This window comes from Bradyrhizobium sp. SZCCHNRI3052 (genome assembly GCF_032484895.1).
Taxonomy (GTDB): Bacteria; Pseudomonadota; Alphaproteobacteria; order Rhizobiales; family Xanthobacteraceae; genus Bradyrhizobium.
The window spans coordinates 1-23,055 of the sequence record NZ_JAUETW010000020.1; the positions used below are offsets into that span (position 1 = coordinate 1).

The window sequence follows — 23,055 nt, forward strand, 5'->3', positions numbered from 1 at the left end:
CTCCAGCAGAAGCGCTTGACGAGCTGCTGTCACGAATGAAAACACTTGGTGTTGCGACCACCGATTGAGCCCGCCGGGTCTATCCGGCCGAACCTGTGGTTCTGCCGCGTGCTTTTTTGCTGCACGCGGACCGCAGGCCTCGGTCGAGGCCTGGCCTTCCCTGCACCCTCCGTGAGTTGGAGGGGAACGACACCAGCAAGACTCGGACGCAGATGCGCCGCGAGGCAGCAATGTCATGTCTGCAATGGGGGCAGCGCATTCAGTGTTGTTTGGATACAGCGGATCGCGTGGCGAGTATCGCGCCACACAAAGGCTGTCGTCCCGGCGAACGCCGGGACCCATGATCATAAGACGACGGTCGAGGCACGCGGGTCGCTACGTCAGCGCTTACGACGCTGCCCTGTGGTTATGGATCCCGGGTCGCGCTTCACTTGCCCGGGACGACAGCGGAGCGCGGCGGCTACGGGCGAGAGCTTCCATCGGCATTGCAAAGCCGCGAGTCTGGATTGCCGTCGTTGCGAGCGGAGCGAAGCAATCCAGGGCCTCATCCGCGGCCCTGGATTGCTTCGGCGCAAGAGCGCATCGCAATGACGGTGGCGATCGAGGGAGCTGATGATGCCGCTACCCCACCATCCGCCCGCGGCCCTCCCAGAACCGTGCGCGCAGCACCTTCTTGTCGACCTTGCCGACGCCGGTCATCGGCAGCTCCTTGACGAACGAGATGCTCTTGGGCGCATGGGCCGAGCCCTTGCGCGCCTTCACGAGCTCGATCAGCTCGGCAGCGTCGATCTGCGCGCCGGCGCGGGGCACCACGATCGCGGTGACAGCCTCGCCCCATTTGTCGTCGGGCACGCCCACCACCGCGCACATCGCGACGTCGGCGTGCTGCGTCAGCACGTCCTCGATCTCGCGCGGGAAGATGTTGAAGCCGCCGGAGACGATCATGTCCTTCTTGCGGTCGAGGATGTACATGTAGCCGCGCTCGTCGCGGCGGGCGATGTCGCCGGTGTGCAGCCAGCCGTTCTTCAAGGTCTCGGCGGTGATGTCCGGCCGCTGCCAATACTCCGCCATCACATGCGGTGCGCGCACGCAGATCTCGCCGGCCTCGCCCAGCGCGACCTCCTGATCATGGTCATCGAGGATCTTGACCTCGCAGGCCGCGATCGGGAAGCCGCAGGACAGGAACAGCTCCGGCTGCTTCGGATCATGATCGGCCTTCCGCAGTACCGAGACGGGATAGCATTCGGTCTGGCCATAGAGCTGCGAGAACACCGGGCCGATGCGCTCGATGCCTTCGACCAGCCGTGTCGGCGACATCGCCGAGGCGCCGTACAGCACGAGCTCGAGCGAGGAGAGATCTGTCTTAGCTAACGCGGGATGATCGAGCAGCACGTAGATCATCGTCGGCACGAACAGCGTGAAGTTGATGCGCTCGCGCGCGATGGTCGCGAGCACGGCCTCAGGATCAAATCCCTTCAGCATGTGCACGGTGCCGCCCCGCATCAGGGTCGGCAGCACCTTGGTGCCGGCGACATGGCTGATCGGGGCGACCGTCAGATAGCGGGCGCGCTCCGGGATCTCGAAATCGGCGAGGATCGCGGTGGCGAAGCCGCCATATTCCCGGTGATGGCGCAGCGCGCCCTTCGACTTTCCGGTGGTGCCGCCGGTGTAGTTCAAGGTCGCGATGTCCTCGGGCGTGGCGAAGTTGCGCGCGCTGGCGTGGCCTGACTGCTCGATCGCGGCGAGGAGGTCGACGCCATAGCCGGCTGCGCCCAGCGTGAACACGTGGCGCAGGCCACCCGAGCGCGCGGCCAGTTCGCCGCCGCGGTCGTGGAACGCGGCGGCATCGATCACCAGCACCTGCGATTCGGCATCGGCGAGCTGGAACAGCTGATCGTCAAGCGAGCCCAGCGGATGCAGCCAGGTGATGGCGAGCCGCGACAGCTGCGCCGCCGTGCCGGCGCACCAGGCATCGGCGCGGTTCGCGCTGAGGAACGCGACGCGTGTTCCCGGCGGCAGGCCGAGCCGCATGAACACGGACTGCATGCGGCCGATCAGGTCGATGGCGCCCTGATAGGTCAGCGATCCGTCCGGCCAGCTGAAGGCGGTGCGCGACGGATGACGCGACAGCGTGAGCAGGGTCTGCTCGCAGACGACCGGAAACGAATGAAGCTGTGGGCTCATGGACGATCCTCCCGAGATGCCGCGATCGTTGTGGCGTCGCGGGGCTTGTTGCCGACGCTATCAGAAAGCCCATCGCGCTCAAGGCGCGCTTGTCGTCCTCGGAACATCGCTGCGCGCGCCGCGTTGCCCGGCCGAACAATAGCGGAGCAAGGCCATGCGCACCTCGACAGCTTTTTTTGCGGGAGCCGGAACGGTCGCCATTGCCGTCGCGGCCGGTCTCGGCGGCGGGCTCATGATCGCGGAGGGCATGCATCCGAGTTCGCAGGCGTTCGAGCAGGCCAAGCTCGCGCGTTCCGTGCCGGAGACGCCGTCGCCAAGTCCGACGACCACCTCGTATCTTGCGGCAACGCAGGCGGCCGCGACCACGCCGATCAAGGTGGCGCCCGCAGCAGCGGAGACGGGGCCGGCGACGCCGGTATCGCCCAATCCCTCGCCCCCGCCGCAGGCTGCTGTGCCGGACGCGACGGCTGTGCCCGCCGCCTCTTCGGCGCCGGCCAGCACGCAGGCCGGTACCGCCGAGGACGTTCAGGAGAAGGGACAGGACAAGGCCGCAGCGAAGGCCGAGGACGCGGATCTCAAGGCGCGCGGGGCGGAGCGCAAGCGCGTCGCGGAGCAGCGCCGCGCCGAGCGGCACCGGCAATATGTCGAGCGCCGGCGCCAGCGCCGCGAGCAGGATCTGCGCGCGGTCGAGCAGGCCGTGCGTGAGGATACGACGCCGCGGGCCTATGCGGCGCAGCCGGTCGGCATGGAGGGGCCGCGCTTCAGCTTCTTCGGCGACGATTGATCGCACGCGGCGGCGCCGTTATCCCTGAGCCAACAAGGATCGGGGAGGAACGCGCCGTGCAGGACACTCGATGGGACGGGCTGCGGGCGCGGCTGCGCCTGCCGCTGATCGCAGCGCCGATGTTCCTGGTGTCGGGAATCGAGCTGGTGAGCACGGCCTGCACCAACGGCGTGATCGGCGCGTTCCCGACGGTCAATTGTCGAACCCCCGACGAGCTCGACGCCTGGCTGCTCCAGATTGCCGATCGGCTTGCGCGCAGCAGCGATGCGAGCGGCGCTGCGGCTGCGCCGGTCTGCCCGAATCTGATCGTGCATCAATCAAACGCGCGGCTGCAGGACGATCTCGCGGTGCTGTTGCGGCGCCGCCCGGAGATCGTGATTACCTCGGTCGGCTCGCCGGCAAAGGTTGTTGCGCCCTTGCATGATGCGGGTGCGCTGGTGTTCGCTGACGTCGCCTCGATCCGTCATGCAGAGCGCGCGGTCGAGGCCGGCGCAGATGGCCTGGTGCTGCTCACGGCCGGGGCGGGCGGCCAGACCGGCTGGCTCAATCCATTCGCCTTCGTGCGCGCGGTCAGGGCGTTCTTCGCCGGGCCGATCGTGCTCGCCGGCGGCATCAGCGACGGCGTGGCGTTGCGGGCGGCCGAGGTGCTCGGCTGCGATCTCGCTTACATGGGCACGAAGTTCATCGCCACGCGCGAAAGCCTGGCCGATGACCGGTACAAGTCGATGCTGGTCGCGAGTTCGGCCGACGACGTGCTGCTCACCTCGGCCTTCACCGGCCTGCCGACCAGCATGCTCCGGCCGTCGATCGTCGCGGCCGGGCTCGATCCCGAAGCCTTGCCGGCGCGTGGCGCGATCGAGATCGGCAGTGACATCGACATCGCTGCGCGCGAGGCGCGGCCGAAACGCTGGCGCGAAATCTGGAGCGCCGGGCACGCGACCTCGGGGGTCACCGACATCCCGTCGGTCGCCGTGCTGGTGGCGCGCACGGCTGATGAGTACGGCGGCGCGGGTGGCCTCCGGCCATGAGAAAACGTGATGTGTGTCCTTAAGGCACCATTAACCATCGGGTCCCACAATCCGCGGAGCTTGAACTTGGCGGAATCGTGCGATGGGCATCGGGCTACGGCAGGACAAAGAGCGGGTGACGCTCGAGGAGATCCGGATCCGCGTCGGGCATGCTCTGCAGCGGCATCCGCTATGCCGCAACGTCCAGTTCGACATCATGAGCGTTCCCCGCACCGCCCGCGGCGGGAACTGGACCATCAGCTTGCATTCGGTGGAACCGGCCGCGCTTTGGGAAGCCTCCGACATCGTTGCCGACATCCAGGCCGCGTACGATCTGCTGATGCCGGCCGAGCTGTCTTCGGCGGCGTGAAAAAAAATGTCCGTCATGTTCACAGGGCAGAATGGTGGCCTCTGTGTTTCTGTGGCATCGTAAAGCCTTAATTAACTCCCACTTTTCGGCAAAGTGCGGCTTTCCGCCGGGATACGGAGAATTGCGTGACGAAGTCGATCGCTTTTGTCGCTTTGCTGGGCGTGCTGATTGCAGGCGCGGCCGTGACGAGCGTCCTGATGCAGGACAGCGTGCCTTCGGCCGGTGCGATGATGCCGCCGGTGGTGGCGAAGAGCCCGCTCTCCAATCGTGAAGCCAAGGGCGACCGCCTGGCGATGGTCACACTTGCGACCCCCGAGGTGCAGCAGCCGAGTGCCCCGTCGAAGGCGACGCTGCGTCAGGCCTATGCCTATGCGCCGTCCGAGCCGGAGATGGCAAAGGCGTCGGCTGCCGCGGTCGTCGCTGCCGAGCCGATGGTGCCGAAGTCCAAGATTCTCGCCAGGAGCGAGCCGGCCCCGGCGCCGCTGAAGCCGGAGGTGCAAAAGGCCTATTCGTTGCTGTCGGACGGCCAGATCGCAGGCATCAAGGAACGGCTGCGGCTCTCGTCGAGCCAGGAATATTATTGGCCGGCGGTCGAGACGGCGCTGCGCGCCGTCGCCCGCAAGATCCACGCCGGACGCCAGGGCGCGGCGAAGCCGGGCGCGGTGGCGCTCGATCCGGATTCGGATGAGGTGCAACAGCTGAAGTCGGCCGCGATGCCGCTGCTGTGGCAGTTGCGCGAGGATCAGAAGGACGAAGTGCGGCGGCTTGCGCGCACCATCGGCCTCGACAAGGTCGCAGCCGCGATCTGATCGGGGGGGATCCTCCCGGCGTGAACATCAAACTTGGAGTGAACATCAAGAAGGCCGCGCATTGCGCGGCCTTCTTGCTTTCGAGAGGCGCTTTTTCACCTCGCCGGGGGATTGGCCTCCGGATGCCCGCCGCTCTCGGGGCCGGCTCCCGTCGACGACGACGCGGGCGCGGTACGCAGGTCCGGGCCGGGCCGTGCCGGCTGGGTCATGGTCGGGGCTTCCGGCGGGGTGATCGCGGCGCCGGCGCCGACCGTGGTGCCGCGGTCGGTGTTGGTCGGCGCTGACGGCACTGGCGTCGGCTTGTCGCCGCCGGCGAAGCGCGTCGCGCCGCCGCTCTGATAGCCGGCAACCAGCAGGCCGGCGACCACCAGCGCGAGCACGAACAGGCCGCCGAGCTCGGGCAGGGCGCCTGACGGGGCCACGCCGCGGCCCCGGTCGTCTCCCTCGAGCGCCACCGCCGCGATCTCTCGGTTGTGCCGCGACCGCAGGAAGGCCAGGAACGCGCCGGCGGCGATGATGATCGCGGCCGCGAGCGTGAAGAACATCAGCCAGCTGATGGGTTGATCGCCTTGCATGTCGAACATCCTTTGATCCGTGAGGGCTGCGCGACGTGCAGCCGCGTCAAACCCGCATGACAATCTCTGTTCGTTGCAATCGTCAGTGGCGTGAAAGGTTTCCCGCTCGGCGGCGGAAATCTCGCGTCAGCGCCCTTCGCCGGCGGCCCATAGCGCCTCGAGCCCGGCGCGATAGGTCGGGTAGGCGAAGCCGACGCCGAGCTCCTGCCTGGCGCGGATATTCCGGATGCGCCGGTTGCTGGCATAGAAGCTGCGCGCCATCGGCGACAGCTCGGCGCGGTCGAACGGAAGTTCCGGCGGCGGGGCGATGCCCATCAACGCAGCGGCATAGGCGATGACGTCCTGCGGCGGCGCAGGCTCGTCGTCGACGATGTTCCAGGCGCCGCCTGACCCGCGCTGGATCGCGCCCATGATCGCGCTGGCCGCGTCATCGACATGGATACGGTTGAACACCTGTCCCGGCTTGACGATGCGCCGCGCCCGCCCGGCCCGCAGCTCGACCAGCGCGTTGCGGCCCGGCCCGTAGATGCCGCCGAGCCGGAGCACCGCGAGCCGGTCACCGATCCGCGCGCGCCAGTCCTGCTCGACGCGGACCCGGGCCTGCACCCGGTCGTGCTCGGGTGCCAGCGGCGTGTCCTCATCGATCCAGCCGCCCTGATGGTCGCCATAGACGCCGACGGTCGAGAGATAGACCACGTGCCGCGCGCGCCCCGCCGTGATGGCGTCGCCGAATGCGGCCAGCACTGGGTCGTCGCCTCCTCCAGGCGGCACCGAGATCAGCACGACGTCGGCCTGCGCCGCCTTCGCCAGCGTCGCGGCCGCGGGGGCCGTGCCGTCGAACAGGTCGATGTCATCATGCGCCAGTCGCGCGCGCTTGTCGGCGCTGCGGACCGTGCCGCCGATGCGGGCGAACGCGCCACGGTGCAGCTCGACGAAGCGCTGGGCGGTGTAGCCGAAGCCGATGACGAAGAGGTTCATGGATGCCGTTCACCTGGACTTGCGCGAAGGAGCGAGCCTTCGAGTTACCCGGCACCGGGTGGCCCGCGCAATTCAAATGACGCGCGCGGAGTCACCCTGCGGACTTGGCGGTGCTGACCTGCCGCGCTTGTTATGGCTCCCGTCATGGTCCATGTCGTATGATGAGGCGACAGGAGATGGACTGCCACGATGAATTTCCATTCGATCTACCGCCACGGCTTTGCCCGCGTCGCTGCCTGCGTCACCGCCTCGAGCGTCGCCAACCCGACCGCCAATGCGGCGGCGATCCTGGCCGCGGCGCGCGCCTGCCATGACCAGGGCGCGGCGGTCGCGGTGTTTCCGGAGCTCTGTCTGTCCGGCTACGCGATCGAGGACCTCGTCAAGCAGGACCCGCTGCTCGACGCTGTCCAGCGCGGGCTGCTCACCCTCGTCGAAGCCTCGCACGACCTGATGCCCGTCCTGATCGTCGGTGCGCCGCTGCGCTTTGCGCATCGTGTCTACAATTGCGCCGTCGTGATCCACCGCGGCGAGGTGCTCGGCGTTATTCCCAAGAGCTACCTGCCGACCTATCGCGAATTCTACGAAGGCCGCCACTTCGCCTCCGGCGCCGGCATCCGCGGCGAGATGATCGAGGTCGCCGAGACCATGGCGCCGTTCGGCACCGACCTTCTGTTCGCCGCCGCGGATGTCGCCGGCCTCGTCATCGGCGTCGAGATCTGCGAGGACATGTGGATCCCGGTGACGCCGGCGTCCGAGCTCGCGCTCGCCGGCGCCACCGTGCTCGCCAATCTCTCGGGCAGCCCGATCACGGTCGGCCGCGCCGAGTCCCGCTCACTGTTGTGCCGCTCGACCTCGGCGCGCTGCCTCGCGGCCTATGTCTATGCGGCGGCGGGCGTCGGCGAATCCACCACGGATCTCGCCTGGGACGGCCAGACCTCGATCTTCGAGAATGGCGTGCTGCTCGCCGAGAGCGAGCGCTTCCGCCAGACCGGACAGACCATCTTCGCCGACGTCGATCTCGATCTGCTGCGCCAGGAGCGGGTGCTGATGGGCACGTTCGACGACAATGCGCGCGCGCAAGGCGCCGGCATGCACTGGCGCCGCATCGGCTTCGAGCTGCAGCCGGCCGAGGGCGACATCGGCTTCATGCGCAGCATCGAGCGCTTTCCGTTCGTGCCGAGCGATGCCGCGCGGCTCGATCAGGACTGCTACGAGGCCTACAACATCCAGGTCGCCGGCCTGACGCAGCGGCTGCGCGCAACCGGCACCAAGCGCATCGTGATCGGCGTCTCCGGCGGGCTCGATTCCACGCATGCGCTGATCGTCGCGGCGAAGGCGATCGACCTGCTCGGCCTTCCCCGCACCAACATCCTGGCCTACACGATGCCCGGCTTCGCCACGGGCGCGCAGAGCAAGTCCTACGCGCATGCGCTGATGTCGTCGCTTCAAGTCAGCGCCGCCGAACTCGACATCCGCCCCGCGGCGACGCAGATGCTGAAGGACATCGGCCATCCCTTCGGCCGCGGCGAACAGGTCTACGACGTCACCTTCGAGAACGTGCAGGCCGGGCTGCGCACCGACTATCTGTTCCGCCTCGCCAACGATCGCGGCGGCCTCGTGCTCGGCACCGGCGATCTCTCCGAGCTGGCGCTGGGCTGGTGCACCTATGGCGTCGGCGATCAGATGGCGCACTACAATGTCAATGCCGGCGTGCCGAAGACCCTGATCCAGCATCTCATCCGCTGGGTCATCGCCTCCCATCAGTTCTCGGCCGATGTCGACCGCACGCTCGAGGCGGTGCTGTCGGCCGAGATCTCGCCGGAGCTGGTCCCGGTGAAGGAGGGCGAGACGCCGCAGAGCACCCAGGCCACGATCGGCCCCTATGAGCTGCAGGACTTCAATTTGTTCTACACGCTGCGCTACGGCATGCGCCCGTCGAAGATCGCCTTCATGGCGCATCACGCCTGGAAGAATGTCGGCGACGGCGCCTGGCCGCCGCATTTCCCTGCCGACAAGCGCCACGCCTATACGCTTCCCGAGATCAGGAAGTGGCTGGAGGTGTTCCTCAAGCGCTTCTTCGCCTTCAGCCAGTTCAAGCGCTCGGCGATGCCGAACGGCCCGAAGGTGGTGGCCGGCGGCGCCCTGTCGCCGCGCGGCGACTGGCGCGCCCCGTCCGACGGCAACGCCACCGCGTGGCTGGAGGACCTGGAGCGCAACGTGCCGAAGTGACGACCATCTTGCTCCGCCGCCGCGCTTGCCATATCCGAGACGTGCGCGTCCGCCTTTGCGGCGTCGTCATCGACATCGTTGAACGGAGCAGATCATGAGCGTGACCGCCGCCGGCATTTCCTCGATGGCGACGAGGCAGATCCTCGCTGAGCTCGCCGCCGCCTATGAGGAGGCGACCGGCGAGGTGATCACGATCGAATCCGTCGGCGGCGTCGATGCCGCCAAGCGCATCCGCGCCGGCGAAGCGTTCGACTTCGCCGTGCTCGCCTCCGATGCGCTGCAGAAGCTTGAAAGCGACGGCCATCTCGTTCCCGGCAGCATCATCGAAATCGCGGAATCGCCGATGGCGATGGCGGTGCGCGCTGGCAGCCCCAAGCCCGATCCGCTCGACGAGGCCGCCGTGCGCAGGGCGATGGAGAACGCCAGGGCGATCGGCATCTCCACCGGCCCGAGCGGCACGTATGTGCAGAAGCTCGCCCGCGACTGGGGCCTGGAGAGCGAGGGCACTTCGCGCCTGGTCCAGGCCAAGCCCGGCATTCCGGTCGCCAGGCTGCTCGCCGACGGCGAGGTCGAGGTCGGCTTCCAGCAGCTCAGCGAGATGCTCGGCGCGCCCGGCATCGATATCGTCGGCCTGCTGCCCGCGTCGCTGCAGCCCGGCACGGTGTTCGCGGCGGCGTTGTGCAAGGCCGGCGCGCATACCGAGGCGGCGCGGGCCTTCATCGAATATCTGGTCTCGGAGGAGACCGCCGAAACCAAGCGCCAGCACGGCATGACGCCGGTGTGAGGCGCCGGCTCCACAGCCCGCGAAAAAATCCGATCGCCGCGTGTCGTCTCGGCCTTGTCCCGATCGTCTTCCAACCGAACAATCGGGAAGGAGACGGCGGATGAGCACATCGTACTATCGCTGGGTGATCGTGGCGGCCGGGGGCGTGCTCGGCTGCGTCGCCGTCGGCGGCCTGTTCTCGCTGCCGGTGTTCCTCAAGCCGATGGCCGCCGAGACCGGGTGGTCGGTTGCGGGGATCTCCACCGCGATGACGATCGGCTTCCTGGCGATGGCCGTCACCAGCATGGGCTGGGGTACGCTGTCCGACCGCATCGGCCCGCGTCCCGTGCTGCTGATCGGATCGATCCTGCTCGCCGTCAGCCTGCTGCTGGCAAGCCTGACATCCTCGCTGTTGGCGTTCCAACTGCTGTTCGGCCTGATCGCAGGCATCGCGACGGCGGCGATCTTCCCGCCGGTCATGGCGACCGTCACCGGCTGGTTCGACACCCATCGCAGCCTCGCGGTGTCGCTGGTCTCGGCCGGCATGGGCGTGGCGCCGATGACGATGTCGCCGCTCGCGGCCTGGCTCGTCTCCAGCTACGACTGGCGGACCGCGATGCAGTGCATCGCCGCGATCGTGGCCGCCATCATGATTCCCACGTCGCTGCTCGTGGGCCGTCCGCCATCGTCCGCGCCCGGCGACGCCGTCGCGTCGGGTCCCGCCGCCGGGCCGGCCGAGATGACGCGATCGGCGGCGCTGCGCTCGCCGCAGTTCCTGATCCTGCTCGCCACCAACTTCTTCTGCTGCGCCACGCATTCCGGCCCCATCATCCACACCGTGAGCTACGCCGTCACCTGCGGCATCCCGCTGATGGCGGCGGTGACGATCTACAGCATCGAGGGGCTCGCCGGGCTCGGCGGCCGCATCGCCTTCGGCCTGCTCGGCGACCGCTTCGGCGCCAAGCGCGTGCTCGTTCTCGGCCTGCTCGCGCAGGCGTTCGGCGCGCTCGCCTACGTGGTCGTGCGCGACCTCGCCGCGTTCTATGCGGTCGCGGCCACCTTCGGCTTCCTCTATGCCGGCACCATGCCGCTCTACGCCGCGATCGCGCGTGACAACTTTCCGCAAGGCATCATGGGCACGGTGATCGGCGGCACGGCGATGGCCGGCAGCCTCGGCATGGCGACCGGCCCGCTGGCCGGCGGCCTGATCTACGACAGCTTTGCGAGCTACACTTGGCTCTATGTCGGCTCGTGGGTGATGGGCCTCGGCGCTGTCATGATGATGATGACCTTCCGGCCGTTTCCCAAGCCGGTGTCGCAGCCTGGCGCCGTGCCCATGCAAGCGCCGGCCTGACGCTGCTGCATCGCACCTTCACGCGCGCCGTCGGAATCGAACAACAACGCTTGATCCCCCGGCAGGAACTGTGATGTCGCAGCCGGGTTGGGCGGCGTGGAGTTCAACCGGATGGAGATCGGATCCATGAAGAAGACCCAGCTCGCCATTGCCACCCTCGTCGCCGCCACCCTCGCCGCCGTCCCGCTCGCCGCGCAAGCGAAGCACCACAAGAAGCACAACGCCGCGGCGTCGACCACCTCGTCGCAGACCACCGGCAGCAACATGAAGTCCGGCCGCGATTCCACCTCGTCGAGCCAGGGCAATGTCGGCCCGGGCACGAACCAGGCGGGAAGCATGGGGAAGTAACAAGCCGGGCACTTTCGTTCAGCGACGGGAAAGCAGCGCTGGCCTTCCCGTCGCCGCTGGACAGCATTCTTTTCCAGACGGCGTGTTGCAGACCTTGCTGCCATCGTTGGCGCTTGATGCTAAACGAACGTTCAGTGACGTCAGTGATCGCCGTGTTGCGAATTCGTGCGGTGGAGGTGCATCGTCGATGTTGGCGAGGGGGCGAGATTATTATCTCGGGCTGAGACGCCGCTATGAGCCGGACGTCGCCAAGCTTGTCATCGTCGCGGAATCGCCGCCGGCCTCAGGAAAATACTTCTATGACTCGGCCGGCTCGATCAGCGAGCCGTTGTTCACGGCCCTCATGCGCCAGATGGGAGCCACCCCTGCGACGAAAGAAGAGGGGCTGCGACAATTTCAGCGCAAGGGATGGGTGCTGGTCGATGCGACCTACCAGCAAGTGGACAAGCTGCCGAAAGACGCGAGTCAGGATAGGAATGCGTTGATCGAAGACGATTACCCGCTGCTCGTCGCGGACCTATCCAGCCTTGTGTCGGATCGCGGCGTTCCCCTGATCTTGATCAAGGCAAACGTCTGCCGGATTCTGGAGCCTCGACTGACAAAGGACGGCTTCAACGTGATCAACGCCGGCCGCCCGGTCTATTTTCCGAGCACGGGACAGCAGAAAAGGTTCGAGCAGCAGTTCGCCGACGTCCTGAGGTCGGCTGACTGAGGTTTGACGGTCAAGGGCGAGGCACTGGTCGGCGATGTGCCGTCACTCTCGGTCAGCATCCCCCATCTTGCGTGGGTCCAGCAGGTGACGGCAACGTGCGATGCACGCTGCCGATCATTTCGACGCCTCCTTGATCTTGTGCTCCAGATGCCCGGTGCCGTGATCCCTACGCAGCTGGCTCAGCGAGGTCTCGTTGAGCTGAAGCAGCACGTCGCTGAGTTTGGTCGAATCCGGATAACCGGCCGCGAACGACTTTCCGTAGATCTTGCGCAACGTGCCGACCAGCGTGTTGCCATGCTTCCTGCTGATCTCGCCATCCTTGTCGCGGTGGCGGCCGTCGAGGCCCGGTTCCTTCATGCGTCTCTCCCCTGATGCGGCTGGTGCCGTAATGCGACTTGCGCGCTTAGGAAGGGGAGCCTGCGCTCAATCGATGCGATTGGCAATGCTGCGGCGTGATACGCGGGGTTCACGCGCGGTGCACCAAGAGAATCTGCGAATGAGTTGCTTGTCATACCGGGCTCCGTCCTTCCTGCGCGGCCGCAACCGCCTCGACTCGGCGAAGGCTCGGGCATGCACGTCGTTCAATCATGTTGGTCGAAGTGAATGGCCGGGACGGAGCCAGGCTATGACGGTGGAAAGATATCTGGGCGGAAACCCGGGTTCTTGGATGCGATCGCCGGGCCGCTCGACGCTGGCCAAAAATCCCTCGTTCTTTTTATCGGAAATCATGCTTTACTCCGTTCATCCCGCCTCATGCAGAGGGCGTACGCGTCGTCACGATACGTGGAGGTGGGCTGCGATGGACGTGGATGCTGCGCCAGACGAGCGCTTGCGTCGCGGACGGCGAAGTCGTGTGGTCCCGGCCTCCCGATGCTGAGGTCAAGCCTGCTGTTGATGCGCAAGCGTCGCGCGGGCGATGGGGGCAAGAAAGCCCGGTCCCCAAGGAGAGCACGAAGGACACCGTTAAAACTGATCGCGCAGGGAGGGCCGGGTCGTCCGGCTGGACCTGTGGTACCTGCCGCCTGCATTTTTTTTCGCAGGCGGGCCACGGGCCTCAGTCGAGGTCCGGCTCTCCCTGCGCCTCTCGTGTTTCGAGACGCGCGCGACCAACGCATTCCTCGGACTCATCGAGCCGCGAGACCGCGCGCGCACGCCTGAACCGACCGCAAGTGGCTGTTTGACATCTGAATGACGTGACGATGCTTGTCTGCGCCCGTGACAACGCCGAGCAGCGTCGGGCCGAACCCACGGATAGGAGACGCGGTCAGTCGCAGTGCGTCTCAAGAAGCGTGACGCGGTCAGAAACCGGGTCACGCATCGGTCTCGTACCCCCGCGGGGACAGCGACAAACCCGATGACAACGAGATGCTCTACGCCGCCGGCATATGCAGCAGGATTGGCCCCAGTGATGGAGAGCTCCACTCGGCAAACGACGATTGCAGAAGGATATCGAAACAGTATCACGTTGAGGTTGTATTGAGAAGGCTTGGGTGTACAATCTCGTGATGCCAGATTTCCGATGGGAACGACGGGCTTCCCAATAGTTCTGCTGGCTGAGAGAGGGTTGTGCCGGCATGCCTCTCATCGTCTATCCGCATTGCGACATGCACGTCGCGCTGAAGAAGCCCGCGACCAAGGTGCTGCCGTTCCGCGTGTTCGACCAGGATCTGCCGAACGGCTCGACGACCTACACGCTGACCGACGTCACCGCGGACTGCAATTTTCGAATCCTGGCGCCGTACAACCCGGTCGGGTCCCGGCTGACCAGCTTCGTGACAATCGATCCTGCGGCGCGCACCATCACCGGCGACGACGTCGGCACCAACCTCGTGGTGATCGAATACGGCCCCGGCTACATCGTCGCGCGTATCCAGGTGCACGACGATGTGCTCGGCTGGTGGTTCGGCAACTCCTCGATCACCACGGCGCTGCATCCGACGGTCGCCCACAGCCAGCCGACGCTGTGCGCGCTGTTCAGCGACGATCCGACCGGGACCGATCTCGTCGGCGACATCACCGGGCACGGCTTCGTCACGCTCAGCTCGGCAAGTCCCGGTACCTTCGTGGTGGCAAATACGAACAATGAGGGACGGTTGAGGGGCGTGAGCGAGGGGGCGGCCCAGCTCGACGGCAGCTTCCTCGGTGTCAACCAGAGCCTGCCGGTGAAGGTGGTCGACTACGCCAAGATCCGCGACAACATCTCAACGGTGCGCGCCGGCGACCTCGCCAATGCCGCCGAGATGCACAACATCCTGTTCCTCGCCGAAGGCTTTCGCGCGTCCGAGAAGGACAAGTTCGACAAGATCGTGCAGGAAGCGGCGGACGGTCTGTTCTCGCAGAAGCGCCACGAGCCCTACGGCACGCTCGCGGGCAGTTTCAACGTATTCAAGGCGTTCCAGGCGTCGGAAGAGCAGGCGGTGACCTGCGGCTGGCGCGTCAACGACGAGGAGACCTCGGAGCTTAGCAGGGGCGGACCGATTCCGTGGAATTACAGCGTTTCGGACGACAAGAGCATCTACGAGGTCGGCGAGCTCGTGGCCCGCGTCGGCCTGCCGCTCCGCAACGAGACTGCGACGCCGGCGCAATTGAAGGCGCGCTGGGCGGGTCAGTCGCTGCCCAACTACGATGCGGCGAAGGTCAACGACACCCTGATCGAAGCGTGGAGGAAGCAGAAATCGCTCGGCATCCTGGAGGCACGTGACACTTTCTACGGCCTGATGCTCGGCTCCCGCTGGGGCGACCGGTCGGCAAAGTCCGGGGCCGCTTTGACGATGCCGGCGGCGGATGCGGCGGGCGATGCCAACCTCGCGCCACTGATCGCCCGCGCCTATCAGTTCTTCAAGCCGGCCAGCGTCACCCGGCACCTTGCCCCGGATCCGCGCCGGCATCCGCCGGAGCTCGCTCGGAACGGCCGCGCGAACGTTGCGGCGCCGATCATGGCCTACCTGTCCGGACTGCGGCTCGGGTCGTCGCCGCATACCGCGCTCGGCGCCGAGTGGATACCGGACGGCACCTTCAAGCGCAGCCGCGGCCTGATCGCCATGATCACCAACGAGGACATGATCGGCGGCACCAATTTCAACCAGTCGACCGTGACCGCCAATTCGTTGCAGAGCCTGAAGACGCTCGACTTCGAATATCCTGCGACCAACACGGCGACGAAGAAGGTGATGCGGCGCAAGCCTGCCAGCGACATCGACGCCGACCTCACCGATATCATCGACACGGTTGCGCACGAATTCGGCCATTCCTTCAATCTCGGCGACGAATACGAAACCAGCGCCGAAGACAATGCGACCGCTTCGAGCGAGTACGATAACATCGTCGCGCTCGCCGACATCTTTCAGGATCCGAGCTACGCCGCCAACCACTCCCGTCTGGTCGATCCGTCCAAGGTGAAATGGTTCGAACTTCTCAGGGTCCAGCTTTCGGCCAAGCTGACCCAGGCTTCGACCCAGCAGGGTGGCTCGATCGAGGTCAGGATCGACCCGCGCCAGATCCCGCGCTGGGTGCAGGCGAAGGCGGCCGGCCGCCAGGCGTTTCTCCGCCGCATCCAGATCACGGCGATCGGCCAGCAACTGCCACTCACGTTCACCGATTCCGATTACCTCGTCAGACTCGACATCGGCGACATCGACCAGAACCTCGGCTCGATCCGGCTCGGCGGGCTGGAATTGCCGCCGGCGCCGTTTCCCGTGTTTCCGAAAGGCTCGCTGCTGTTCGTGCCGCGCCGCGACGATGCGGACGCGCTGGTCTATGTGGTGGAAAAGAAGGTGCGCGACTTCATCACAGGCAACCATCTGCCGCTCAACAAGGATACCGACACCGCTCATGTGAACGACGAGGCCGACGACCCGAAGGACATCCCGAATTTCAAGCCGCCATGCAAGGCGCAGCGGCTGGTCGGCCTGTACGAAGGCGCAAACAACTTCACCGGGCTGGTCTATCGTCCGGCCGGCGACTGCAAGATGCGGAACAGCAGCGGCACCTTTTGCCATGTCTGCAAATGGCTGATCACCAACCGCATCGATCCCGCACTGCACGACGTCGTCGACCGCGAATTCTATCCGGAGGCCAAGAAGAATGGCTGAACCGGGCGCCCTCGAAACGATCGTCGCCGAGATCGGCAAGCTGCTGCTGCCGCTGCGGGCGGCGGTGGAGTCGCCGGCCGCGTTCCAGGGCCTGCTGCTCAAGCTGGGCTGGGATTCCGACGTAATTCCGAAGCCGATCGCCGATCTCGCGGTCGACTTGCAGCTGCTGTTCGATCGGCTCCAGGCGCTGGTCGGCGGTGGGCTGTCGCTCGACGGCGAAGTGGCGTCCGACGGCGAGACGACGGTCGTGTCCGGCTCGCTCGAAGACGCCTTCAAGACCATCGAGGCGATCGCCGGCGTCGTGCAGGCGATCGACGACCTCGTCTCGGCGCCCGGCGGTGCATTTTCGGCGACGCTGAACGCCGATAATTTCAAGGGCGAGTTTCCGGGGCAGCTCGTCGGCTATCTCTTCATCACCTATCTGCGCAACCATCATCCGGGCATCGGTTTCGCGCTGCAGGCGCTCGGCGTCATCCGCACCCGCTATACCGCGCCCGCCGGTAACCGCCCGGACTACATCGACTACAGGTTCAGCTTCCCGGACCTGCCGAAGATCGTCTCCGACCCGGTGACACTGTTCGAGAACGCCTTCGGCTGGGGCACCGACAGCTTCGACTTCTCCAGCTTCGCGCGGCAGATCGACAGCCTCGCGACCGGGCTCGGGCTCGACGTCCGGATGGTGGAGGTGCCGGATCGGGTCGCGCGCGCGCTCGAAGGCGGCCCTCCGATCGGGCGTGCCGCCGTGCGCAAGCGGCTCCGCTTGGTGTTCTTCGAGCGGGCGCGCGACGCGGGACGGCTATCGGCCGAGCTCGGACTGTTCCCGCTGCCAAAGTCCGGGAGCAAGAAGCCGGGCTTCGCGCTGCTGCCGTCGTTCAGCGGGCTGCTGTCGGTGCGGATGCAGCTCGGTCCGACGATCGCGGCGACGATCTCGAGCGACCTCGATCTCACCGGCGGTGTCGGCCTGATGGTGCGGCCGGGCAGCGGCATCGACATGGTGATCGGCTTCGCAGGCAGCGGCGCGCCGACGTCGGCCAAGGGCACCGCGCGCGTCGAAGTGGAATACTCCGTCGCCTCCGGCAGCCCGACCATCGTTCTCGGCACCGGCGAGGGCACGCGGCTCGAATACCAATCGGTGAGCGGTGCCGGCGGTTTCACACTGGTGGCGGGCAAGGACGTCGAGGTGTTCGCCGAGGCGGACCTCAAGGGCCTCGCTTTCGTCCTCGACGCGTCCGGCTCGGACGGCTTCATCTCGACCATCCTGTCGGGCATCTCGACGCGGTTCGAGTTCGATCTCGGCCTCGGCGTCGCCTATCCGCGCGGCGTGTATTTCCGCGGCACCTCGCATCTCGAGATCCAGATCCCAGCGCATATCGACCTCGGTCCGATCCAGGTGCAGGGACTGACGCTCGCGGTGACACCGTCGGCTGACGGCCTCCCGATCGATATCGGCGCGACGCTGAAGGCGGCGCTCGGTCCGCTGGTCGCGGTGGTGGAAAACATCGGGCTGCGGACCGATCTCGCTTTTCCGGGGAGCGGCGGCAACCTCGGCCCGATCGATCTATCCTTCGGCTTCAAGCCACCGAACGGCGTCGGGCTGTCGATCGATGCCGGGGCGGTGAAGGGCGGCGGCTATCTCTTCATCGATCCGGACCGCGGCGAATATGCCGGCGCGCTGGAACTGAAGATCCTCGACTTCCTCTCGGTGACGGCAATCGGCGTCATCACCACCAAGATGCCGGACGGGTCAAAGGGCTTTTCCTTCATCGCCATCATCGCGGTCGAGTTCAATCCCGGATTGCAGCTCGGTTTCGGCTTCACCCTGCTGGGAGTCGGCGGACTGGTCGGGCTCAACCGCTCGATGGACCTCGACGCGCTAGTCAACGGCGTGCGCGCCGGCTCGCTGGACTCGGTGCTGTTCCCGCACGACGTCGTCGCCAACGCGCACCGGATCATCTCCGACCTCCGTACATTCTTCCCGCCAGAGCAGGGGGCCTTCCTAATCGGCCCGATGGCGAAGTTGGGCTGGGGCACGCCGACGCTGATCAGCCTGTCGCTCGGGATCATCATCGAGATTCCCGGCAACATAGCCATCATCGGCAAGTTGACGGTGGCGATCCCGGACGAGCGGCTGCCGCTCATCATCATCCAGGTCGCCTTCATGGGCGCGATCGAGTTCGACAAGAAGCGCGGCTGGTTCTTCGCCATCCTGTACGAATCCCGCGTGATCTTCATGCCGCTCGACGGCGGCATGGGCGTGCTCGCGTCGTTCGGCGGCGACGCCACTTTCATCGTCTCCGTCGGCGGCTTCCACCCGGCCTACAATCCACCGGCGCTGCCGTTCCCGCCGATCCCCCGGATCGCGATCAACATTCTCAACACGCCGGTGGCCCGCATCCGGGTCGACGCCTATTTCGCGGTGACGTCGAACACCGTGCAGTTCGGCGCACATGCGGAGCTGTATTTCGGCGTCTCGATCGCCAACATCGAGGGCCATCTCGCCTTCGACGCGCTGTTCCAGTTCTCGCCGTTCTATTTCATCATCACGATCTCTGCCTCGCTGTCGGTGAAGCTGTTCGGCGCGGGGCTGTTCAGTATCCGCTTCCGCGGCTCGCTCGAAGGCACATCGCCCTGGCACGTCGAGGGCACCGGGAGCATCTCGCTGCTGTTCTGGGACGTCGACGTCGACTTCTCCCACACCTGGGGCGACAAGGAGGACACCAGCCTGCCGCCGGTCTCCGTGCTGCCCCTGCTGGTGGCGGAATACTCGAAGGCGGAGAATTGGACTGCCGCGCTGCAGAACAGCAGCAGGCTGTTGGTGACGCTCAAGACCGTGGACGCGGGCTCCGATCTTGTCCTGCATCCGGTCGGTTCGCTCAAGATCACCCAGCGTGCGATCCCGCTCGGCATCACCCTCGACAAGATCGGCGCGCAGCGCCCGGACGACGCCAATTACTTCTCGGTTGCGACCGCGACGTCGGGCATCGAGAAGCGCGCCACCATCCGGGAGTCGTTCGCGATCGCCCAGTTCAAGGACCTCAAGGACGGCGAGAAGCTCAGCGCGTCCGACTACGAGGCCGAGGAGGCGGGGCTGGAGCTGTCGGTCACTGGCAACCAGGCAAAGACCAGCTATGTCACCAAGCGCATCGCCCGCTACGAAGAGATCATCGTCGACAACAATTTCAAGCGGGCACGCCGGCGCTTCGTCACGCTCATCTCCGGGCTGTTCACGCACTTCCTGGCCAACAACGCCGTGGCGCGGTCCGAGATCTCGGCGAAGTCGCGCGATCTGAAGCACGTATTCGACGACAAGATCGCGGTCGATCAGACGTCCTATGTGGTGGTGAGCCTGGCCGACAATTCGCCGATCGCCGGCGCGCCTGCGTCGTTCCAATCGCGCGCCAGCGCCGGTGAATTCATGGCGGCGGAGGCGCGACGCAATCCGAACTTCACCAGCGAGGCCCATATCGTGCGCCCGCACGAGATGAAGCGCGCGGCGTAGCGGAGGCACGATGATGGCGGGCGATCCGGCGAGGCGGCGGGGAGGAGCGGGATGAGCGACACGATCGGCACCTATTCCTTCCTGCCCTGGCTGCGGCTCGGCGTGGCGAACAGCATCACGGCGTCCGACAACGACAACTCGGTGGCGCTGCGCGCGACGATCAGGGTCGACTTGTCGCTGGCCGGGCGGCCGGTCCAGGGCGACACGGATCTGACGGCGACGATTTCGCGCGATGTCGCGCTCTATGGTCCCGGGGACATCGTCGGCATCGATCCGATGGCGGTGGTGAAGGTGGAGCCGCGCGACTGGATCACCAATTTCGAGCCGAACTACCTGCCCTTCGTTGAGTTCTACGACGAGGATTTTCCGTGGCGCTACACGCCAGCGGCGCCGGACGAGTCGCGCCACCGGCTGCGCCCGTGGCTCGCACTCCTGGTGCTCGAGGTGGAGGAGTTCAAGGAAGTCGCGGTGTCGTCGGCGCGGCCGCTGCCGGCGATCGAGGTGACGGGCGATCCGGCCTCGGTATTTCCGCCCGCCGACCAGCTTTGGGCCTGGGCGCACGTCCACGTCAACCGCGACCTGATCCAGCAGGACGGCGTGGTGGAATCGACCAATGCGGACCAGGCGAGGGCGCGACTGGAGAGCCTGCTGGCCAGCAATCCGGACTACGCCTATTCGCGCGTCCTGTCGCCACGTCAGTTGAAGCCGAATACGTCCTACCATGCGTTCGTGGTGCCGACCTTCGAGAGCGGCCGTCTCGCCGGCCTCGGAATCGCGCCGGCGGCGAATCCCGCACTCTTCGCCACCCTGTCGGCCTGGGCGGACTATACCGACCGGCCGTTCCCGACGCTGCATCCGGTGTACAAGCGGTGGTACTTCAAGACTGGGACGGTGGGCGATTTCGAGTACCTCGTCCGCCTGTTGAAGCCGCGTCCGCCGGACTCGCGGCTCGGCCGCCGCGACATGGACACGCAGACGCCCGGCTCCGGGATGCCGCCCATCGCGGTCGCCGGGCTCCACGGGGTGCTGCGGCTCGGCGGCGCGCTCAAGGTGCCGGACGAGGCGCTGACCGGCGCGCAGGAGGCGGAAGCCGCGGCCTACGAGGGCTGGGACGAACCCTACGCGCACGAATTCGAGAAGGCGCTGGCGGGCTTCGTCAACCTGACCGACGACTATGCCCGCGAAGGCGCGCCCGACCCGGTGATCACGCCGCCGCTGTACGGCCGCTGGCACGCGCTCACCGAACGGCTGCTTGAGGAGGCGGACGGCAGCGACGCGCCGCAGCCGCGCAACTGGGTGCACGAGCTCAATCTGGACCCGCGGTTTCGCGTTCCCGCCGCGTTCGGCACGGCGGTCGTGCAGAAGAATCAGGAGGCCTATATGGACGCCGCCTGGGACCAGGTCGGCGACATCCTTGCGGCGAACCGGCGGATCAGGCTGGCGCAATTCGCCAAGGCCGCGGCCGCGATCTGGCATGCGCGCCATCTCGGGCCGCTGAAGGATCTCAGTGCGGAACGCGGGCTGACAATGATGGCGCCGGTGCAGCGCCGGGTGATCGCCGACGGCTTCACGCTGCGCCATCGGCTCAAGGAAAGCACGGTGCCCCGCGCGGCGCTGTCCGCGCCGTTCCGGCGCGCGGTCCGGCCGCGCGACCAGCTCGCGGCGACGCTCGGCTTCGACTCGCCGAAAGGCGCCGAAGAGCTGCTGGAGAAGATCAATCGCGGCGAGGTCAGCGCGGCGCCGCCGCGGGTCACCCCGGAAGCCTTGCCGGTGGTGGAGGATGTCGCCGCGCAGCTTCAGCCGAAGTCGCTGCCCGCGGAGCTGACCAACTGGCTCACCAAGCACCGCTGGGCGAAGTGGGTCCTACTGGTCGTTCTGCTGCTGCTCGCCGTGCTGCTGCTGGCCGTCGCCGTCCCGCTCGCGATCGTGGTCGCGGCAGCGGCGCTGGCGCTGTTCCGATGGCTGGTGCGGCTGGAGAAGCAGGCCGGCATCGCGACCGGCGTGTTGCCGCAAGGGGCTTCGCCCGAGATCATCGACGCGCTGCCGGGCTTTCCGTCGTTCACCATCCGCGATCCCGATCCCGCCGCGCCTGAGCCTGTCGGCGGCGCTTCGTCCGCCGACAGCCCGGAGGCGGCGCGCTTCAAACTGGCCCTCAAGGATCTCAACCGGCTGCTCACGGTCAGCGCCGATCTCGGCAAGCCGCCGTTGCGCAAGCCGATCGACATCGCCGCGCTCGGAGCGTCGACCTTCGCTGCGATTGATCCCGACAAGACGGTGCCCGCCTTCACCTTCTCCTCGATCACCATTCCGCCGCGAGTGCTGGCCATCAACGGGATCGCGACGCTGCTGCAGCCGGAAGTGTTCAAGCCTGTGATGGCATATCCGGAAATCGACCTGCCGATGTACAAGCCGCTTCTCGGTCTGTCCGACGAGCACTTCCTGCCGAACATCGACAAGATTCCGCAGAACACGATCACGCTGCTCGAGACCAATCAGCGTTTCATCGAGGCCTACATGGTCGGCCTCAACCATGAATTCGCCCGCGAGCTGCTGTGGCGCGAATATCCCACCGACCAGCGCGGCAGCTGCTTCCGCCAGTTCTGGGACCCGAGCGGCGTGATCGACCGGGAGGGCCTGTCGAAGGACGAACTGCGCGAAAAGCTCCGCGATATTCCGCCGCTCCACACCTGGTCGCTGTTCTCCAAGCTCGGCGATCACGACCATCGCGAGAAGCCGGGCGAGAACGAGGAGGAAGTCGTCCTCGTCATCCGCGGCGAGCTGCTGAAGAAATATCCCACCGCGGTGATCTACGCCCAGAAGGCGCGCTGGCAGCGCGACGACGGCGGCGCGATCAATCCCCGCGTCGAGCGGGTGCTGGAGACCGACGGTCCGGTGGAAGACCGCCTGCGCACACCGCTCTACGAAGCCAAGGTCGATCCCGACATCACCTTCATTGGCTTCGACCTGACCTCGAAGGAGGCAAAGGGAGGCACCGGCCGCGGCAATTCGACGGCGCCGGGCTGGTTCTTCGTCATCAAGGAGCGGCCCGGCGAGCCGCGCTTCGGCCTCGATATTTCTCGCGACGGGCCGCTCAACGTCTGGAACGACCTCGCCTGGCCTGACGTGCTGTCCGACGCCGACAAGGGCTTTCTGCAGATCAGGCCGGGCGGGCCGACCCTCACCCTGGACGATCCGGTGGCGCCGGAGCTGCAGGAGAAGAAACAACAGTACGACGAGGACAAGGCGCTACGCTGGCATCCGGACAGCAACTCCGCGGAGCTCGCCTACATCCTCTACCAGGTTCCCGTGCTGGTCGCGGTGCACGGCAGCGAGATGCTGCCGAACTGATCGC

At 66.6% G+C, this 23,055-nt stretch carries 16 protein-coding genes; 12 read left to right on the forward strand and 4 right to left on the reverse strand.

Translation table 11 applies throughout. The annotated features are described in order from the left end of the window. Positions 1–621: 621 nt before the first annotated feature. Complete coding sequence (locus QW887_RS33180) at positions 622–2,184, reverse strand: AMP-binding protein (protein WP_316175717.1); 1,563 nt, start codon at positions 2,182–2,184, stop codon at positions 622–624. Positions 2,185–2,338: 154 nt separating this feature from the next. Between QW887_RS33180 and QW887_RS33185 the strand changes: the two genes are divergently transcribed. The 4 genes from QW887_RS33185 to QW887_RS33200 all read left to right on the forward strand — a co-directional run bounded on the left by QW887_RS33185 (position 2,339) and on the right by QW887_RS33200 (position 5,154). Beyond that, positions 2,339–2,968: a hypothetical protein gene (locus QW887_RS33185; protein WP_316196052.1), complete on the forward strand. Its 630-nt coding sequence runs from the start codon at positions 2,339–2,341 to the stop codon at positions 2,966–2,968. 56 nt (positions 2,969–3,024) lie between these two features. Next, on the forward strand, positions 3,025–3,996 hold the full coding sequence (locus QW887_RS33190; protein WP_316196054.1) for a nitronate monooxygenase: 972 nt from the start codon (positions 3,025–3,027) through the stop codon (positions 3,994–3,996). Positions 3,997–4,078: 82 nt separating this feature from the next. Then, on the forward strand, positions 4,079–4,345 hold the full coding sequence (locus QW887_RS33195; RefSeq protein ID WP_315716274.1) for a hypothetical protein: 267 nt from the start codon (positions 4,079–4,081) through the stop codon (positions 4,343–4,345). 182 nt (positions 4,346–4,527) lie between these two features. Next, positions 4,528–5,154, forward strand: coding sequence for a hypothetical protein (locus tag QW887_RS33200; RefSeq protein ID WP_315716458.1), 627 nt, complete (start codon positions 4,528–4,530; stop codon positions 5,152–5,154). A 95-nt stretch (positions 5,155–5,249) separates the two neighbouring features. On the opposite strand, the gene QW887_RS33205 is transcribed toward QW887_RS33200, so the two are convergent. Both QW887_RS33205 and QW887_RS33210 read right to left on the reverse strand, forming a co-directional pair. Beyond that, on the reverse strand, positions 5,250–5,729 hold the full coding sequence (locus QW887_RS33205) for a hypothetical protein (protein WP_315751524.1): 480 nt from the start codon (positions 5,727–5,729) through the stop codon (positions 5,250–5,252). Between the two features lie 126 nt (positions 5,730–5,855). Further along, on the reverse strand, positions 5,856–6,707 hold the full coding sequence (locus tag QW887_RS33210) for an NAD-dependent epimerase/dehydratase family protein (protein ID WP_316165526.1): 852 nt from the start codon (positions 6,705–6,707) through the stop codon (positions 5,856–5,858). A gap of 189 nt (positions 6,708–6,896) precedes the next feature. Here QW887_RS33210 and QW887_RS33215 point away from each other — a divergent pair, with 189 nt between their 5' ends. From QW887_RS33215 to QW887_RS33235, 5 genes are all read left to right on the forward strand, one after another. Then, positions 6,897–8,936: an NAD(+) synthase gene (locus tag QW887_RS33215; protein WP_316196056.1), complete on the forward strand. Its 2,040-nt coding sequence runs from the start codon at positions 6,897–6,899 to the stop codon at positions 8,934–8,936. 94 nt (positions 8,937–9,030) lie between these two features. Next, the gene (locus QW887_RS33220) at positions 9,031–9,720 is read left to right on the forward strand and encodes a substrate-binding domain-containing protein (RefSeq protein ID WP_316179484.1); all 690 of its coding nucleotides are present in this window, start codon (positions 9,031–9,033) and stop codon (positions 9,718–9,720) included. A 100-nt stretch (positions 9,721–9,820) separates the two neighbouring features. Beyond that, a complete protein-coding gene (locus QW887_RS33225; RefSeq protein WP_316165524.1) occupies positions 9,821–11,053 on the forward strand; it encodes an MFS transporter in 1,233 nt (410 codons plus the stop codon). Between the two features lie 126 nt (positions 11,054–11,179). Further along, on the forward strand, positions 11,180–11,401 hold the full coding sequence (locus QW887_RS33230; RefSeq protein ID WP_316196058.1) for a hypothetical protein: 222 nt from the start codon (positions 11,180–11,182) through the stop codon (positions 11,399–11,401). Between the two features lie 85 nt (positions 11,402–11,486). Beyond that, on the forward strand, positions 11,487–12,113 hold the full coding sequence (locus QW887_RS33235; RefSeq protein WP_315716268.1) for a hypothetical protein: 627 nt from the start codon (positions 11,487–11,489) through the stop codon (positions 12,111–12,113). A gap of 114 nt (positions 12,114–12,227) precedes the next feature. Here QW887_RS33235 and QW887_RS33240 read toward each other — a convergent pair whose 3' ends face one another. Next, complete coding sequence (locus tag QW887_RS33240) at positions 12,228–12,470, reverse strand: hypothetical protein (protein ID WP_315716267.1); 243 nt, start codon at positions 12,468–12,470, stop codon at positions 12,228–12,230. 1,217 nt (positions 12,471–13,687) lie between these two features. On the opposite strand from QW887_RS33240, the gene QW887_RS33245 reads away from it, so the two are divergent. The 3 genes from QW887_RS33245 to QW887_RS33255 are packed head-to-tail and all read left to right on the forward strand — an operon-like array spanning position 13,688 to position 23,051. After that, the gene (locus QW887_RS33245) at positions 13,688–16,204 is read left to right on the forward strand and encodes a M64 family metallopeptidase (protein WP_316196060.1); all 2,517 of its coding nucleotides are present in this window, start codon (positions 13,688–13,690) and stop codon (positions 16,202–16,204) included. Continuing rightward, complete coding sequence (locus QW887_RS33250; protein WP_315826571.1) at positions 16,197–19,703, forward strand: DUF6603 domain-containing protein; 3,507 nt, start codon at positions 16,197–16,199, stop codon at positions 19,701–19,703. The genes QW887_RS33245 and QW887_RS33250 overlap by 8 nt, the downstream gene beginning before the upstream one ends. Positions 19,704–19,754: 51 nt before the next feature. Beyond that, on the forward strand, positions 19,755–23,051 hold the full coding sequence (locus QW887_RS33255; RefSeq protein WP_315826572.1) for a hypothetical protein: 3,297 nt from the start codon (positions 19,755–19,757) through the stop codon (positions 23,049–23,051). Positions 23,052–23,055: the final 4 nt, after the last annotated feature.